The organism is Paraburkholderia sp., assembly GCF_036488795.1.
Lineage (GTDB): Bacteria > Pseudomonadota > Gammaproteobacteria > Burkholderiales > Burkholderiaceae > Paraburkholderia.
This window is the reverse complement of record NZ_DASXHA010000102.1, coordinates 43,038-58,929: the sequence shown is the minus strand read 5'-3', so window position 1 is coordinate 58,929 and position 15,892 is coordinate 43,038. Positions and strand designations below refer to the sequence as shown.

Here is a 15,892-nt window from a genome sequence, read left to right as displayed (position 1 = left end):
GAATTACCACTTACGGGTTTTCCCTCTGTCGAAATGGCTTTTGAGCGAATAGCGAATAGTGAATATTTGTCTGCATTCCGAAAAAGGGCTCAATGCTCGGCAGGCGGCAGGTGTTCCATGCGTTCTTCGTCATAAAGCGCGTAGATCAGTTCGAGCATCGCACGAATGTCCTCGGATTCATCCAGCATCCGCGTGCTCATGATGATCGGCGACACCAGATTCGAATCGTCCAGCTCCATGTAGCTGACGTCGTCGCGTTTCAGCCCGTGCACGCTACTCGGCACGATGGAAATGCCCTCACCCGCCGCCACCAGTCCCAAGGCGATCTGCAATTCGCGAGTTTCGTAGATGCGCTGCGGTTCCAGCGCGCGGTCGTGAAATGCGGCGAGCACCTGGTCCGCGTAACTGGGGCGTGGCGACTTCGGAAAGATGATGACCGTCTCGCCGAGCAGATCGCGCAGCGACAGCACCGGCTTCGAAAGCGACAGCGGGTGCCCGAGCGGCAGCGCGACGATCATCCGCTCCTCCCGCAACACGATGCGCCGAATGCTCGCGTCCTCATGGCGGATGCGGCCGAAGCCGATGTCGATGCGTCCTTCCTTCAAGGCCTGAATCTGGTCCATGGTGGACATTTCGTGCAGGCTCAATTGCACCGCGCTGTTTTCGTTGCGAAAGCGGCGAATGATCTTCGGCAACATGCCATACAGCGTCGAACCGACGAACCCGAGGGACAGACTGCGTTCGATCTTGCCCACGCGCCTCGTCATGGATTCGAGCTCGGCTGTCTGGGCGAGCAACTGCACCGCGTGCGAGTAGAAGAAGCGCCCTGCATCGGTCATCTTCAGCGGGCGGGTATTGCGCTCGAACAACTGCACGCCGAGCGCCTCTTCCAGTTGCTGGATCTGCCGGCTCAACGGCGGTTGCGCAATATGCAACCGTTGAGCGGCGCGGGTGAAGTTGGCCTCCTCCGCGACGGCAATGAAATAGCGCAGATGCCGCAGTTCCATGGCTATACCTTCAAGATATAGAACCGATACTAAAACAGTGTTGGACGGCCTGAAGATGGGCCAACTATCCTTCACTCACGATTTGCAGCCCGCTTGATTATACCTTTCGAGCATTGCTCATCTACGGCATACAAGGACGGTGGCAGGCTCGCGCCGCCGCCCGAAACCGCCGCCTAAAACAACACGCCATAGATCAAGACATCTGTGCGCCTCGACCGGCGCAACGGATCCGTTCGTCCGCGAATCCTAGACAGGAGACAACCCATGATTCCGATTTACCCGGACCGCACGCCCGCACTCAAGCGCATCGACGACTTCCTGATTGAAGACAGCGCGCGCGGTGATTACCGCCTGCACCGCAGCGCTTTCACCGACGAAGCGCTCTTCGATCTCGAGATGCAGCACATCTTCGAAGGCAACTGGATCTATCTCGCTCACGAGAGCCAGGTGCCCAACAACAACGACTACTACACGGCGTACATGGGCCGTCAGCCGGTCGTGATTGCGCGGAACCGGCAAGGCGAACTCAACGCATTCGTCAACGCGTGCCCCCATCGCGGCGCGATGCTGTGCCGTCACAAGCGCGGCAACAAGGCGACCTACACGTGCCCGTTTCATGGCTGGACTTTCAACAACAGCGGCAAGCTGCTAAAGGTGAAAGACCCGGAGGATGCAGGCTATCCCGAGTGCTTTAACAAAGAGGGCTCACACGATCTGAAGAAGATCGCGCGCTTCGAGAACTACCGTGGTTTTCTGTTCGGCAGCCTGAATGCAGATGTGCCTCCGCTCAAGGACTTCCTCGGTGAAGCGGCGCGCATCGTCGACATGATCGTCGATCAGTCCGAAGACGGCCTTGAAGTGTTGCGCGGCTCGTCGACCTACACGTACGAAGGCAACTGGAAACTGACCGCGGAAAACGGTGCGGATGGGTATCACGTGTCCGCCGTGCATTGGAACTATGCGGCGACGACGAATCATCGCAAGCAGGAAAACACCCGCGAAGATCAGATCCGCGCCATGGATGCCGGTAGCTGGGGACGTCAGGGGGGCGGCTTCTATGCATTCGAACACGGTCACATGCTGTTGTGGTCGCGCTGGTCGAACCCGGAGGACCGGCCTAATTTCAGCCGGCGCGATGAATTTGCCGCGCGTTGCGGCACGGAAACAGCGGACTGGATGATCCAGAACTCGCGCAACCTGTGTCTCTATCCGAACGTGTATCTGATGGATCAGTTCGGCTCGCAGATTCGCGTGCTGCGTCCGCTCTCCGTCAACAAAACCGAAGTCACGATCTACTGCATCGCGCCCAAAGGCGAACCGGCCGAAGCGCGCGCACGGCGCATTCGTCAATACGAAGACTTCTTCAACGTGAGCGGCATGGCGACACCCGACGATCTCGAGGAATTCCGCGCGTGCCAGCAGGGTTACGCGGCCCGGGCGCTCGAATGGAACGACATGTGCCGCGGCGCGACACACTGGATTGAAGGCGCAGACGAAGCCGCGCGCAAGATCGGCCTCAATCCGGTGCTTAGCGGCGTCAAAACGGAAGACGAAGGTCTCTATACCGTTCAGCACCGCTATTGGGTCGACACGATGAAGAAGGCGCTCGCACAGCCAGGGAGCGCAGCATGAAGACCGTCACGATTGCCGATCTTCAGGCCTTCCTCTACCGTGAAAGCCGCCTGCTCGACGATGAACAATGGGCCGAATGGCTCAGCTGCTATCACCCCGACGCGGTGTTCTGGATGCCGTCATGGGACGACGAAGACAAGCTCGTTACCGACCCGCAGACCGAGATCTCGCTGATCTATTACCCTAACCGTCAGGGCCTTGAAGACCGCGTATTCCGCATCAAGACCGAACGTTCGAGCGCGACAATGCCCGATACGCGCACCGCGCACAACATCAGCAACGTCGAACTCGAACATGCAAGCAATGGTGTCTATACCGTGCGGTTCAACTGGCACACGCTGAGTCATCGCTACAAGACGAACTACAGCTACTTCGGCATGTCGCGCTACGCGATCGATTTTTCCGGCGAAACGCCGCAAATTCTGAACAAGTACGTCGTACTGAAAAACGACTACATCAATCAGGTTATCGACATCTATCACATCTGACTGTCGGTTGGATTTGATCGAGGAGCCGTTCATGGAACACAGCATTGCACTTCATTTCGAAGACGGAGTGACCCGCTTCATCACCTGCCGCGACAACGAGACATTGTCCGATGCAGCGTACCGTCAACAGATCAACATTCCGCTCGATTGCCGCGACGGCGCATGCGGCACGTGCCGCAACCACTGCGAATCGGGTAAGTATGACTTGCCCGAATCGAGCTACATCGAAGATGCGCTCACCGCCGACGAGGCCGCGCAAGGCTACATCCTCGCCTGCCAGACGCGGCCACGCTCGGATTGCGTGATTCGCGTGCCCGCCTCCTCAGCGGCATGCAGAACCGCTGTATCGAAGCATGAAGGCACGCTCGCCTCGGTGCAGCATCTGTCCGACTCGACGATTCACTTTTCTGTCGATGTCGACGACCCGGCGAGGCTCGGCTTTTTGCCGGGCCAGTATGTGAACGTCGAGATTCCAGGCAGCACGCTGTCGCGCTCCTATTCGTTCAGCTCGCCACCGGGCGCTTCCCGTGCGGCCTTCGTCGTGCGCAACGTGCCTGATGGACGCATGAGCGGCTATCTGAGCCAGCAGGCGCAACCCGGCCAGCGCATCACGTTCTCGGGGCCGTATGGCAGTTTCTATTTGCGTGAGAGCGTGCGGCCGCTGCTGTTTCTGGCGGGCGGTACAGGCATTGCGCCGTTTCTTTCGATGCTCGACGTGCTCGCCACAAGCGGCAGCCCGCAACCGGTACGGCTGGTTTATGGCGTGACGAACGATACGGACCTCGTCGCGCTCGAGCAGCTCGAGACCGCGCAAAGCAAGCTGCCGGACTTCGCGTTCCGCACCTGCGTGGTGGATGCAGCAAGCGCGCACCCGCGCAAGGGCTACGTGACCGCGCACGTGGAGCAGGAATGGCTCAACGCCGGCGACGTGGATGTCTACCTGTGCGGTCCAAACGCGATGGTCGACGCAGTACAGGCGTGGCTGCTTCGAACCGGCGTCAAACCCGCAAACTTCTATCACGAGAAATTCTCTGCCAGCAACGTAGCGTAGACATCATGAGCCATTTGAATCGTTTCAAGGACAAAGCCTTCATCGTCACCGGCGCGGCACAGGGGATTGGTCGCGGCGTCGCGCTGCGTGCGGCACACGAAGGCGCGAGACTCGTGCTGGTGGACCGCTCGCCTCTCGTGCAAAACGTCGCGGATGAAATTGCCGCTCTCGATGGTGAGGCACGCGCATTCGTCGCCGATCTGGAAACCTTTGCGGGCGCATGTGCCATGACCCGATATACCGTGGAAGCCTTCGGCCATATCGACGTGCTGATCAACAATGTCGGCGGCACGATCTGGGCCAAACCCTATCAGGAATACGAGGAAGCGCAGATCGAAGCCGAAGTGCGCCGCTCACTGTTTCCCACGCTTTGGTGTTGCCGGGCCGTTCTGCCGGAGATGCTGAAGCAACAGCGCGGCGCCATCGTCAATGTGTCTTCCATTGCGACGCGCAGCATCTACCGCGTACCCTACGCGGCCGCCAAGGGCGGCGTCAACGCGCTAACGGCAAGCCTCGCGTTCGAGCATGCACAGCACAATATCCGCGTGAATGCCGTTGCAACGGGCGGCACCGAGGCCCCGCCACGCCAGGTGCCGCGCAATACGCAGCCGCAGAGCGAGCAGGAAGCGCGCTGGTATGAGGGCATCGTCGAACAGACCGTCAATTCCAGTCTGATGCGCCGCTACGGCACGATTGACGAGCAGGTCGGCGCGATTCTCTTTCTTGCCTCGGACGAAGCGTCGTATATCACCGGCACGGTGCTGCCGGTGGGCGGTGGCGATCAGGGTTAAAAAAATGCGCCCGTTCAGGGCGCATTTCCATGCAGGCCTTGATGCAGGCCATCCAGGCAAATACTTTAAGCCGCGATTTTCTTTTCCACCGCAGTAGGCAGCTCCAGCGTGTCGCGATCCGACTGCGGCACGGTACCCGCCGGACGATGCACGTCATGCGTCACGAAGCCCTGCTCACGGCTCGGCACATCGAACCATTCGCGATGCGAGAACGAATCGCGGATATCTTCCAGACCGCTCTCCCAGTGCTCCTGCATCGTATCGATGCTGAATTCATAGTCCTTGTAGTGCCCCTCGTACGGCTTGTTCTTGTAGATGAGGTGCACCACATTGATCGCGCTGCCATCAGCGGCCTCCTCGGCAAGCCGGAACAAGGGATCTGATTTCAGCAGGTCTGGCGGCACGTGCGTCAGCAGTTCCTTGATGAAGCGCGCATGCTTCTGGCGATCCGCCAGCATGCTGGTAATTGCCCGCGTGCGGCTCGAATACTGAATGTCTTTGGCGCGCTCCGACACGTCGAGGAAGTCGCCCGGCGCATTGCCGCGCGCACTCCACAGATCCACCTGAAAAACCAGCGTGTCCTTATGTTCGGCGTCGCGCAACACTTCGGTGAGCGGCGTGTTGGAAACGAGGCCGCCGTCCCAGTAGTATTCGCCGTCAATTTCGACTGCCGGAAAACCCGGCGGCAACGCGCCGGAAGCCATGAAATGCTCCGGCTCGAGGCGCATCTTCGTGTTGTCGAAGTACACGAGGTTGCCGGTGCGCACGTTCACCGCGCCGACTGAAACGCGAATGTCGCCATCGTTGATGCGGTCGAAATCTGCAAACTTCAGCAGGGTTTCCCTCAATGCCGCTGTGTCGTAATAGCTCACGGCATTGGGTGTTTTCTTGCCGAGGCCGGCCATGGGTAGCGGAAAGCGTGGCGAGAAGAAGCCCGGCTGGCCTTCCATCAACGCGCGACCCGCCGCCCACATGCTGGCCCACTTGCGCGACTCATCGTGCATGCCGAATCCGGGCAGTGTCCAGGCGCCGAGGCCGCCGAGCCAGTCGAGCGGATGGCAGATCGAATTCCAGAAGCCGCGCAATGCCTCGACACGTTGTTCCGGTGCGTTGCCCGCGATGATCGCGGTATTCAGCGCACCAATGGATACGCCCGCAATCCAGTGAGGCTGCACGCCCGCTTGCGTCAAGCCATCGTAGACGCCTGCCTGGTACGAGCCGAGCGCGCCGCCGCCCTGAAGCACGAGCGCAATTTCGTCGTAGCGCGGCAGCACAAATGCTTCCGGCTGCCGGTCAGTTTTTTTTGTGCTGCTGCGCATACGTAGCCCCTTAGTGCATCGACCAGCCGTGACTGACGATAACCGATTGCCCGGTCAACGCCGACGATTCGAAGCCTGCAAGAAAGGCCACCGTATTGGCGACGTCTTCGACCGTCGTGAACTCACCGTCCACGGTTTCCTTGAGCATCACGTTCTTCACCACGTCCGCTTCGGAAATGCCGAGCGCCTTGGCCTGCTCGGGAATCTGCTTGTCGACGAGCGGCGTACGCACAAAACCCGGACACACCACGTTCGCACGCACGCCGCGCGGACCGCCTTCTTTCGCCACCACCCGCGCCAGCCCCAGCAAACCGTGTTTGGCGGTCACGTAGGCCGATTTCAGCTTCGATGCCTCATGCGAATGCACGGAACCCATATAAACGATCGAGCCGCCCTTGCCGCCCGCGTACATATGCCTGATCGCGGCCCTGGTGGTGAGGAAGGCGCCGTCCAGATGGATGGCCAACATCTTCTTCCAGTCCGAGAACGCGTACTCTTCGATGGGCGCCACGATCTGGATGCCCGCATTCGACACCAGCACGTCGATGCTGCCCAGTTCCTTCACCGCGCGTTCGATGCCGCTATTCACCGCCTCTTCGCTGGTCACATCCATCGCGACGGCCAGCGCCTTGCCGCCGTCCGCGACGATGCTGCTCGCCACTTTCTGCGCGTTCTCGAGATTCAGATCGGCGATCACCACGGCAGCACCGAGACTCGCGAGCTTGCGCGCGCACTGTTCACCGATACCGCTTGCTGCGCCCGTCACCAGCGCGACTTTATTCTTCAATGACATCTTCGTTTCCTCTTCAGCAGGTTTACAGGTTGGCCGCGAGCTTCAGGTTCTCGGACGTGGCCAGATAGTCCAGCGCGACTTCGCCGATATCCAGCGTGAGATTGGCGATCACGTGACGCGCACCCACGACGCGCTTGACCGGCAAATCGGCGACCGGCGCCAGCGCGTGCGGATGCAGTTCGAGTGCAGCCGGCCCCGTCCAGGCGCCGAGCACGGAAACGTCGCGCAGATAGAAGCGCACCAGTTCGCAGATGCGCGGTGAGCCGTCGACGTGCGGAATCACCTTCAGCAGATAGTTCGGTGTGTCCGCAAGCTTTTTGCGTTCGACTTCCATATCGAGCGGCACATGCTTGAAACCCATCGTGCCGGTCGCGATACGTTGCGTGCCGTAGTCGAGCGTGCCAAGCAGCGTGTCGTTACCGTCGACGCTCAGCGTCGGCCGCGCGAGCTTCTTCGGGAAGCCCCAGATCTCGCGGCCGCCGGCGATCGGGCCTTCGTCGTCGAGATACATCGAATGGGTGTAGTTGCCGAGGCGCCCTTGCTGGTCGCGCACGGAAATGACCTGACCGCTTTCGGTGTAGTCACCGAAACCCGACGAGTCGGGCATACGGATGAACTCGTAATGCACCAGATCGTTCTCCGGATGCAACGGTTCCGGCACGATTGCGCGCAATGCGTCGAAATCCGTCTCATAGGAAATGATGAAATATTCCCGATTGAGAAAACGATAAGGCGGTCGGGGATAAGCGGGATTGTGAACGGGCATCGCAAAGGCGTCTTTGCGGATCGAAGCAAGGTCCATGAAACTCCTTATTGACTGACAGGCGCATACCGCGCGGGTCACATAGTAGAGGGAATGCTGCGGCAATAGGACGCCGATATCCCCAATACACTGTTAACCTGGGCGCAACACTGAGAGGGGAACTAAGCACGCCTCGCGCGAGTGCCCTATTACACGTGCGTTTGGTGCGATGTGGAGGGAAGGCGGACTGCGCGAACCGGCAGCGCCAAAAGAGAAAATATGAATGAGCGTGTGCTCTGCGCGCAGAGCTACGCGCGATGGCTAAATACGGCTCACGCCAGAAAAGGAGAGCGCGCTACGCCACGCGTTCTCCTCAATGCAATTCGCGCCGAATCCGTCACACTTCGCTCAACGCAACATCGTTCAAGCATTCGTTGGCCAGGGCACCCGGCAATTCTTCGCGCAGAAATTCGACCCATGTGCGGATCTTTGCATCCAGATACTGGCGCGATGGATAGAGCGCATACACGTTCAGATGCTGCGACGTGTACTCGGGCAGCACGCGCACCAGCTCGCCGCTGCGCAAGCCGTTGATGGCCGAATAACTCGGCAGCAGTCCGATTCCCATACCTTCGCCAACCGCAACCGCGAGCGCCTCGGCGACATTGACGCGGAAAGTGGTCGCACCAAGCGAGCATTCTTCCTCCCCATTCGGGCCGTAGAAGGTCCATTCGTCAATGGGGAAAATCGGCGTTACGGTTTGCAGGCATGCATGGCTGCCCAGCTCAGCCGGTACGCGCGGCATCCCGTTGCGCGCGACATAGGCAGGCGATGCACAGGCGACGCTGAATGTGCTGGCAAGACGCTGCGATACGAGCCCGGAGTCGGGCAAGTCTTCGGCGAGCACCAGCGCAACGTCGTAACCTTCGTCGAGCAGATCCGGCGCGCGCTGCGCAAGCGTGAGTTCGACAGTCACATCCGGATAGCGCTGCTGATACCGGCCCACCGACGGCACCACGCAGTGCTGACCAATCCCGGTCATGGCGTGCACCTTCAGTTTGCCGGACGGCCGCGCATGCGCGTCGCTCGCCTCGGCTTCGGCCTGATCGACATAGGCGAGAATTTCCTCGCAGCGTTGCAAATAGCGCTCGCCCGCTTCGGTAAGCGCGATGCGGCGCGTCGTACGATTGAGCAGCCTTGTGCGCAGATGCGCCTCAAGGTCAGAGACCGCGCGCGACGCATAAGCCGTCGTGGTATTGAGGCGTTGCGCCGCGGCGGTGAAACTGCCCGCTTCGACAACACGGACCAGCACGCGCATTTTTTGTAGCGTATCCATACGGTTCCTTCAAATCCTGTCCGGATTGTTGCACGAATAGTGCATGCTATTTTCTCGATTCCCGTAAAGATGCGTTGCAGTCCTTGGGGTTTTCGCCACCTGCCGTGCAAAAGCGCGCGTGCTTGCCCGCGGTCACGCTCAATCCGGGCGGACGCGATTACACTGCTATCCGAGCGTCGGAAAAGGCGCGATTTATACAGACAAGGAGAACGCATGCTTCCCGAAAGCCAGTCGTACGATACGCTCGCGGCAACCTTCGAGTGGCGGATTCCGCAGCGCTACAACATGGGCGTGGACGTGTGCGACAAATGGGCCGACGGTTCGAACCGTCTCGCGCTGATCTACGAACAGCGCGACGGCACGGCCACGCGTTACAGCTTCGACACCCTCAAGACGCTCTCGAACCGGTTCGCCAATGCCATGCGCGGCGACGGCGTGGCGCAGGGCGACCGTGTGGCGATCTTCTTGCCGCAATCGCCTGAAACGGCGATTGCTCACGTGGCCGCGTATAAGGCCGGCTGCATTGCGGTGCCATTGTTCGCGCTGTTCGGCGTCGATGCCATTCAATACCGGCTCGAAGATAGCGGCGCGGCGGCGCTCATTACCGATACCGCCGGCCTGCAGAAGCTGGCGCAAATACGGCACACGCTGCCTGCGTTGAAGGCGGTTTACTGCGTCGACGCAAATCATGCTGCATACGCAGCGTCGAGCGGCGTCCACGCGTTCTGGGACGCACTGAACGCCGCCCCCGAAGCATTCACACCGGCTGACACCTCATCAGAAGATCCCGCCGTCATCATTTACACCTCCGGCACCACCGGCAAGCCGAAAGGCGCCTTGCACGCGCACCGCGTATTGCTGGGGCATTTGCCCGGCGTCGAGTTATCACAAGCCCTCTTTCCGGCGCACGCCACGCTGATCTGGACACCGGCCGACTGGGCCTGGATCGGCGGCCTTTTCGACGTACTGCTGCCCGCGTGGCATCACGGTGTGGCGGTGCTCGCCAGACGTTTCGAAAAATTCGACGGCGAAGCCGCATTCGATCTGATGTCGCGTCACGCCGTCACCCATACGTTCCTTCCGCCCACCGCGCTCAAGATGATGCGTACCGTCACGCATCCCGAGCGCTGGACGCTGTCGCTGCGCGCGGTGGCAAGCGGCGGCGAGTCGCTCGGCGAAGAACTGATTGCATGGGGACGCGCGGCGCTCGGCGTCACCATCAACGAGTTCTATGGGCAGACCGAGTGCAACGTGGTGGTCTCGTCGTGCGCGTCGCTGTTTCCACCGCGTATCGGCGCCATCGGCAAAGCGGCGCCGGGTCATCGGGTCGTGATCGTCGACGACGAGGGTGTGCCGCTGCCGGTTGACACGATCGGCAACATCGCCGTTGCGAGCCCCGATCCTGTCATGTTCCTCGGCTACTGGCGCAACGAAGCCGCGACGAAAGACAAATTTCGCGGACGCTACCTGCTGACAGGCGACCTTGGACAATGCGACGCCGAGGGCTTCATCCGCTTCGTAGGCCGCAACGACGATGTCATCACCAGTGCCGGCTATCGAATCGGCCCCGCGTCAATCGAAGACTGTCTGCTGCGTCACCCTGCGGTTTGCATGGCAGCCGTAGTGGGTGCGCCCGACCCGGAGCGCACGGAAATCGTGCTGGCGTTCGTGGTGCTGAATGCCGGCTTCGTACCGGGCGACGAACTGGTGCGCGACATCCAGCAGCACGTAAAAACGCGGCTTGCGGCACACGAGTATCCGCGCGAAATACGTTTCGTCGAGAGTCTGCCTTTGACCGCCACCGGCAAGGTGATTCGCAAGGAGCTACGCGCCAGCCTGACTGCGCCGTCTTCAGGGCAACGCTGAACACGCTTCTGGCTTCGCCTGGGCAAGCCTGGGCAAGCGTGGGTCCGCGCTTCGGGGAGTGTTGGGGTCGCCTTTGGGCAGCGCATGGCGCATCTGCGCTGCCCGCTGCAAACGGGCATAATTCTGTTGCGGTACGCTCGGCGCCGCACCGCAAGTCGCCTTCGCTCCAATCAACGGAACCCTTGAATTGCAAAGTCTACGTGCAGACGAAGCGCTCACGCATGCAGGATCTCTGCTCACGCCTGACGGTTGCATCGTTGCGCCGTACGATCTTGAGCAGCGTGATGCCGAGATCGGCGAGCACTCCCCGCTTGCGAGCGAGCCTGGCATACTCAACGCAGCCGCACGTCCGTTCACACTCGACTACGCGCAGATTTCCGTGGTCCATGTGATCAACGGCATGGGCGTGACGCTCGGCGATTCGATCATCGGCTTGAGCGCGTTGGCTGCAATCCGCTACACGCATCCGCACGTGCGTTTCGTGGTGTATCGGCCCGAACTGGCACCGTCTTTCGTCGAGCAGTTCTACTCGCTAGCAAAACACAGCGTCGCGCAGACACATACGCTGCCATGGCCGCTTGCGAAGATTCCGTGCAGCGAGACGCGTATCGACCTTGGCAATCATCTTTTCTGGCCCGACTTCATGTCGATGCCGATGATCGATTTCTTCCTCCAGGCGCTAGGTGTTTCGCCTGCGAGCGTGCCGGCTGCAATGAAGGCGAATCGCTGGATGCAGACACTTTCATTGCCGCCGCTGCCGCAAGCATGGGCAGACGAGCCTTATGTGCTGTTTTGCCCGACCGCCAGCACGCCGATCCGCAGCGTGCCGCGCGCGCTCCACGCAACGCTGGTGGGGCGCCTGTTCGAACAATTCGGCCGCTCCGTGCTGGGTTTCGGAGCCGTGGATCATCCACATTACGTCGACATCACGCCATACTCGCCATCGACCGCGCACTTTCTGGCGTGGCTCCGGCATGCCCGTTACGTACTGACTGCCGATACAGCAGCCGTTCACATCGCAGCCGGTTTCGATGTGCCCACCACCGCGTTCTTCACCACGGTAGCGCCCGGGTTGCGCGTGCGGGACTACCCGCTGTGCCACGCGATTACGCTGGATTTGCCCGAGTTGCGCAACATCCAGGCAAGCGACCGCGAACAGGACCTGGCGCGCCTGAACGCGGCATACGAGCAAGCTTTGAGCGGCGAGGTGACGTTCGCTATGCTGGATCAATCTGCCACGACGCGCTTCAGGCACACCTGATCTTCCCTCGCCTTTCTCTCGCAGAGAGAGACCAAGGCAGGCGGCTCGCGCGTTGTACAAACACCACCGCTGCCGGCTTCCTCCGCCAGGACACCCCACGGTTGGGTCTCCGTCCGTGTTCCGCCTGAGCCGGCACAGGGGCGAGAAGCTTCGGGCCACTATCTGATGAAGCCGGTGCGAATCGATCTGCCGCGAGCCACGCTGAAAAACGCGCTGCAGACGCCGGCTTCATGTGATTTCCGTAGCCGGGCACGGCGCGTGCTGGATAGCAGTCGTACTGCAATCCATCACTCAGAGGAGAACATCATGCCCTATATCCTTGGCTGGCTACTCGGCGTCCCGCTCATCGTGCTCGTGATCCTTTATCTGATCTTTCATTGACCGTTTCGCTGCGCGTCTACGCTGCTCACCCGGCGTGGGCGCGCAAATGTCCCGTTTTCTCTTCCGTCTGACGAACACGCCCGCACTGGATTCTGTGAACGAACTCACCGCGGCACAGCCATGACCGGTTGTGCGTACACGACGTTGGCAGCCGGTACGGCCGCATAATTGGTCGGTGCAGGCACAACCACTGTGGTGTACAACGGCAACCGCTTCGGTACGGGCGGCGGCACGCCAGCCGTGATCGTTGCGGGCACAGACATTGGCATCACGTAAGCGGGCGGCGCGTAGTAATACGCGGGACGCGGAGGCGGTGCATAGGCCACCGTCGCAGGGGCATAAGCAACGACGACTTTCGCAGACGCATTGGACGAACAGGCAAGTCCTAAGGCAGTGGCGGCGGAAGCGCAGGCAAAACGGATCTTCATATGAACTCCTGAAAACGAGGGGCTTCGAAATAACGACCAACGAAAGATACGCAAAGCCCCATCGAAACGGCAGCGATAACTTGTTTCACTCAATGTCACGCAGGCAGGACGCGCGTTTGCGCTGCCATGACATACGTCGACATGATTTGTAGCGGCTTTGAAATTGCATTTCCGGACACGGTCGGCAAGAATTCGGCCTGTCGTTGAACGCTTCGCAGCACGACGCTAGCGACGAACAACGAATCATTCCACGGAGCATGCAATGAAAAAGATGTTGACGATTCTGGCCCTGTGTCTGGCTTCCACTGGCGCATTCGCACAGAGCACCTCACCTGCAATGGGCGGCAGTCCGCAGCGCATGGCGCAAATGGAACAGCAATTACAAAGCCGCTTTGCCAACGCGAACACCACCCAGGACGGCAAGCTGACGAGGCAACAGGCGGCCGCCGGTATGCCGATGGTTGCGCGGCATTTCGACGAGATCGATACGGCCAAAGCCGGTTACGTGACGCTGGCGCAAATCGAGGCCTTCATGGTGCAACGCGGAGCAGCGCGCTGAACCCGGCCGCCCTGCACTCTCCTGCGACCGCTCCACTTCAGGCGCCATCTTCGAACGTTGAGCAAAAGACGCTATCCTGTGCATCGGAATCACACGACGCCAGGGCGCTTAAGGAGCCTCGCATGGATCGACCTGTGAAAATCATCGTGCTCGACGATGAAGCCGAGTTGCGCAATATGCTGCAGCGCTTCTTGACCGGGCACGGCTTCGAGGTGCGCGTCGCCGAAGATAGCAAACGGCTCGACCGCTATTTGCAGCGCGAGCCATTCGATTTACTGGTGCTCGATCTGATGATCGGCGAAGAAAACGGCCTCGAAGTGTGCAGCCGTCTGCGCGCCGAAGGACAGACGCTGCCCATTTTGATGCTCACCGCCAAGGGCGATCCGCTCGACAAGGTGGTGGGACTCGAAACCGGCGCCGACGACTATCTCGCCAAGCCCTTTCTGCCGCGCGAACTCGTCGCCCGCATTCGCGCTTTGCTAAGGCGCCAGAAAATCGCCTCGGGCGAGCCGACCTTGACGGCACAGACCGTGCGCTTCGGCGACTTCAGTCTGGATCTGAGCAAGCAATTGCTTTCGCGCGCCGGCGAGCCGCTCGAGATTCACTCGGCGCAGATGCTGTTGCTGGCGGCGCTGGCGTCTTCACCCAACCGGGCCGTAAGCCGCGACAACCTGATCGCGCGCGCCCGTGGCCGCGATCATGACGCGCTCGATCGAAGCATTGATGTACAGGTGCTGCGCTTGCGTCAGATCGTCGAGGACGATCCGTCCAAACCGCGCTTCATCAAAACCGTGTGGGGCGTGGGCTACATGCTGATTGCCGACGTCGAGTCATGAAGCCGCTGAGCCGCTTGCTCGAATTGCCGCGCAGCCTGCTGGCGCGCAACATCGCGTTGTTGATCGTGCTCGTGATGCTGTCGCAAGTCTGTTCGCTCGCCGTGTTGCTGCACTACGTGCAGAAGCCGCGCGTGCAACGCACGGCGGTGGTGTTCGCTCACTACATCACGACCCTCAACGCGCTATTCGAAGCCGCGCCCGACGATGCGCGCAATGCGCTGCTCGCCCGCGTCAACGATCACGCGCAACCGCCTGATGCCGCCGCCCTCGAACCGCCGGCGAGCCCACTGCATTTCTACATGAGCTATCAGCGCAGGGTGTTTCTGGACGCGCTGCGGCAAAACCTTCCCGCCGACATGGCCGTGCGCTGGCAATCCGAAGGCGGTCAGCGCCTGTGGATTCAGATGCACGCGCACGGCGAGCCCGCCTGGATCGCGCTGCCCGTCCCCGAGGATGCGCGCGGCGGCGGCCTCGACGCGGCCATTCTGCTCTCGCTTGGCCTGACCGCACTGGCGGCGCTCACGGGCTATCTGATCCAGCGCCATCTAAACAGGCCGCTGCAAAACCTGGCGCATGCCGCACGGCGCGTCAGTTCGGGTGAGACCCCTCCACCGCTACCGACGGACGGTCCCACCGAAATCGCCGAGGTCAGCGGCGCGTTCAACCAGATGACCCAGGCCTTGCAGCAAGCGGAAGCGACCCGCGCGGTGATGCTGGCCGGCATTTCGCACGATATCCGCACACCACTCACCAAACTGCGCCTCGCGATGGCCATGGCGATCACCGACCACGGCGACGACAGCTTCGTGGTGGCCGCAGAGGCCTACCTCGATCAGATCGAGACCATCCTGCAGCAGTTCATGGACTATGCCGGCAGCGGCGAGCGCGAAGCCGCGCAGCCTGGCGATCTCAACGCGCTGGTGAACCGTCTCGCTGCGGATTTCGCGGGACTGGGTCACGAATTCGAACTTTCCTTGGGCGCGCTGCCGGTGTTCCCGTACCGCCCGATCACGATGATGCGGCTTCTGATGAATCTGATGCAGAACGCAGTTGTCTATGGCCGCACGGGTTTCGCCGTGCGCACGTGGATCCGCAACGAACACGCGTACGTGGCGATCGGAGATCGCGGCAAAGGACTTGAGCCGCAAGAACTGGAAGCACTCAAGGCGCCTTTTCAGCGCGGACGCAACGCGCGGTCCCAGCCTGGCGGCACTGGCCTCGGCCTTGCGATTGTCGAACGCATCGCGCGCCTGCACGGCGGCTCACTGCAGTTTCACGCGCGCGAAGGCGGGGGTCTCGAAGTGTGGGTGGTGTTGCCGCTCAATGCACGTGCGGCAACCTGAAGCCTGCGCTTGCCGGCCGCTTGAAGAGCGGCCCGGCTTATCTGCGTCACGTTCCCGCT

15 protein-coding genes are annotated in these 15,892 nt (G+C 61.0%); 10 read left to right on the top strand and 5 right to left on the bottom strand.

Annotation, left to right across the window (positions count from 1 at the left end):
• Positions 1-89: 89 nt before the first annotated feature.
• Positions 90-1,007 (bottom strand): LysR family transcriptional regulator, encoded by a 918-nt coding sequence (locus tag VGH41_RS14605; RefSeq protein WP_331598164.1) that lies wholly within the window; start codon positions 1,005-1,007, stop codon positions 90-92.
• Positions 1,008-1,271: 264 nt separating this feature from the next.
• Here VGH41_RS14605 and benA point away from each other — a divergent pair, with 264 nt between their 5' ends.
• From benA to VGH41_RS14585, 4 genes are read left to right on the top strand one after another with little or no spacing between them, the layout of a single operon-like run.
• The gene (gene benA / locus VGH41_RS14600; protein WP_331598163.1) at positions 1,272-2,639 is read left to right on the top strand and encodes a benzoate 1,2-dioxygenase large subunit; all 1,368 of its coding nucleotides are present in this window, start codon (positions 1,272-1,274) and stop codon (positions 2,637-2,639) included.
• A complete protein-coding gene (benB, locus tag VGH41_RS14595; RefSeq protein ID WP_331598162.1) occupies positions 2,636-3,127 on the top strand; it encodes a benzoate 1,2-dioxygenase small subunit in 492 nt (163 codons plus the stop codon). Before benA ends, benB begins: the two co-directional genes overlap by 4 nt.
• Before the next feature lie 31 nt (positions 3,128-3,158).
• On the top strand, positions 3,159-4,178 hold the full coding sequence (benC, locus tag VGH41_RS14590; protein WP_331598161.1) for a benzoate 1,2-dioxygenase electron transfer component BenC: 1,020 nt from the start codon (positions 3,159-3,161) through the stop codon (positions 4,176-4,178).
• Positions 4,179-4,183: 5 nt separating this feature from the next.
• On the top strand, positions 4,184-4,969 hold the full coding sequence (locus VGH41_RS14585; protein ID WP_331598160.1) for a 1,6-dihydroxycyclohexa-2,4-diene-1-carboxylate dehydrogenase: 786 nt from the start codon (positions 4,184-4,186) through the stop codon (positions 4,967-4,969).
• 65 nt (positions 4,970-5,034) lie between these two features.
• Here the strand turns inward: VGH41_RS14585 and VGH41_RS14580 are convergent, their stop codons facing one another.
• The 4 genes from VGH41_RS14580 to VGH41_RS14565 form a co-directional block, all read right to left on the bottom strand.
• Positions 5,035-6,288, bottom strand: a complete 1,254-nt coding sequence (locus VGH41_RS14580) for a patatin-like phospholipase family protein (protein WP_331598159.1) — start codon at positions 6,286-6,288, stop codon at positions 5,035-5,037.
• Positions 6,289-6,298: 10 nt separating this feature from the next.
• On the bottom strand, positions 6,299-7,081 hold the full coding sequence (locus VGH41_RS14575; RefSeq protein ID WP_331598158.1) for a 3-hydroxybutyrate dehydrogenase: 783 nt from the start codon (positions 7,079-7,081) through the stop codon (positions 6,299-6,301).
• 22 nt (positions 7,082-7,103) lie between these two features.
• Entirely contained in the window at positions 7,104-7,883 is a 780-nt protein-coding gene (locus VGH41_RS14570; protein ID WP_331598157.1) for an acetoacetate decarboxylase, read from the bottom strand.
• Between the two features lie 337 nt (positions 7,884-8,220).
• Positions 8,221-9,159 (bottom strand): LysR family transcriptional regulator, encoded by a 939-nt coding sequence (locus VGH41_RS14565; RefSeq protein WP_331598156.1) that lies wholly within the window; start codon positions 9,157-9,159, stop codon positions 8,221-8,223.
• A 213-nt stretch (positions 9,160-9,372) separates the two neighbouring features.
• Between VGH41_RS14565 and VGH41_RS14560 the strand changes: the two genes are divergently transcribed.
• From VGH41_RS14560 to VGH41_RS14535, 6 genes are all read left to right on the top strand, one after another.
• Positions 9,373-11,025, top strand: coding sequence for an acyl-CoA synthetase (locus VGH41_RS14560; protein WP_331598155.1), 1,653 nt, complete (start codon positions 9,373-9,375; stop codon positions 11,023-11,025).
• 169 nt (positions 11,026-11,194) lie between these two features.
• A complete protein-coding gene (locus VGH41_RS14555; RefSeq protein WP_331598222.1) occupies positions 11,195-12,286 on the top strand; it encodes an ADP-heptose--LPS heptosyltransferase in 1,092 nt (363 codons plus the stop codon).
• Between the two features lie 174 nt (positions 12,287-12,460).
• Positions 12,461-12,667, top strand: a complete 207-nt coding sequence (locus tag VGH41_RS14550; RefSeq protein ID WP_331598154.1) for a hypothetical protein — start codon at positions 12,461-12,463, stop codon at positions 12,665-12,667.
• A 690-nt stretch (positions 12,668-13,357) separates the two neighbouring features.
• Positions 13,358-13,654, top strand: coding sequence for an EF-hand domain-containing protein (locus tag VGH41_RS14545; RefSeq protein ID WP_331598153.1), 297 nt, complete (start codon positions 13,358-13,360; stop codon positions 13,652-13,654).
• Positions 13,655-13,776: 122 nt separating this feature from the next.
• Positions 13,777-14,490: a response regulator gene (locus VGH41_RS14540; RefSeq protein WP_331598152.1), complete on the top strand. Its 714-nt coding sequence runs from the start codon at positions 13,777-13,779 to the stop codon at positions 14,488-14,490.
• Positions 14,487-15,833, top strand: a complete 1,347-nt coding sequence (locus tag VGH41_RS14535) for an ATP-binding protein (protein ID WP_331598151.1) — start codon at positions 14,487-14,489, stop codon at positions 15,831-15,833. Before VGH41_RS14540 ends, VGH41_RS14535 begins: the two co-directional genes overlap by 4 nt.
• Positions 15,834-15,892: the final 59 nt, after the last annotated feature.

Coding starts and splice junctions, on each gene's coding strand:
- VGH41_RS14605 (WP_331598164.1), bottom strand. CDS start 1,007: ATGGAACTGCGGCATCTGCGCTATTTCATTGCCGTCGCGGAGGAGGCC.
- benA (WP_331598163.1), top strand. CDS start 1,272: ATGATTCCGATTTACCCGGACCGCACGCCCGCACTCAAGCGCATCGAC.
- benB (WP_331598162.1), top strand. CDS start 2,636: ATGAAGACCGTCACGATTGCCGATCTTCAGGCCTTCCTCTACCGTGAA.
- benC (WP_331598161.1), top strand. CDS start 3,159: ATGGAACACAGCATTGCACTTCATTTCGAAGACGGAGTGACCCGCTTC.
- VGH41_RS14585 (WP_331598160.1), top strand. CDS start 4,184: ATGAGCCATTTGAATCGTTTCAAGGACAAAGCCTTCATCGTCACCGGC.
- VGH41_RS14580 (WP_331598159.1), bottom strand. CDS start 6,288: ATGCGCAGCAGCACAAAAAAAACTGACCGGCAGCCGGAAGCATTTGTG.
- VGH41_RS14575 (WP_331598158.1), bottom strand. CDS start 7,081: ATGTCATTGAAGAATAAAGTCGCGCTGGTGACGGGCGCAGCAAGCGGT.
- VGH41_RS14570 (WP_331598157.1), bottom strand. CDS start 7,883: ATGGACCTTGCTTCGATCCGCAAAGACGCCTTTGCGATGCCCGTTCAC.
- VGH41_RS14565 (WP_331598156.1), bottom strand. CDS start 9,159: ATGGATACGCTACAAAAAATGCGCGTGCTGGTCCGTGTTGTCGAAGCG.
- VGH41_RS14560 (WP_331598155.1), top strand. CDS start 9,373: ATGCTTCCCGAAAGCCAGTCGTACGATACGCTCGCGGCAACCTTCGAG.
- VGH41_RS14545 (WP_331598153.1), top strand. CDS start 13,358: ATGAAAAAGATGTTGACGATTCTGGCCCTGTGTCTGGCTTCCACTGGC.
- VGH41_RS14540 (WP_331598152.1), top strand. CDS start 13,777: ATGGATCGACCTGTGAAAATCATCGTGCTCGACGATGAAGCCGAGTTG.
- VGH41_RS14535 (WP_331598151.1), top strand. CDS start 14,487: ATGAAGCCGCTGAGCCGCTTGCTCGAATTGCCGCGCAGCCTGCTGGCG.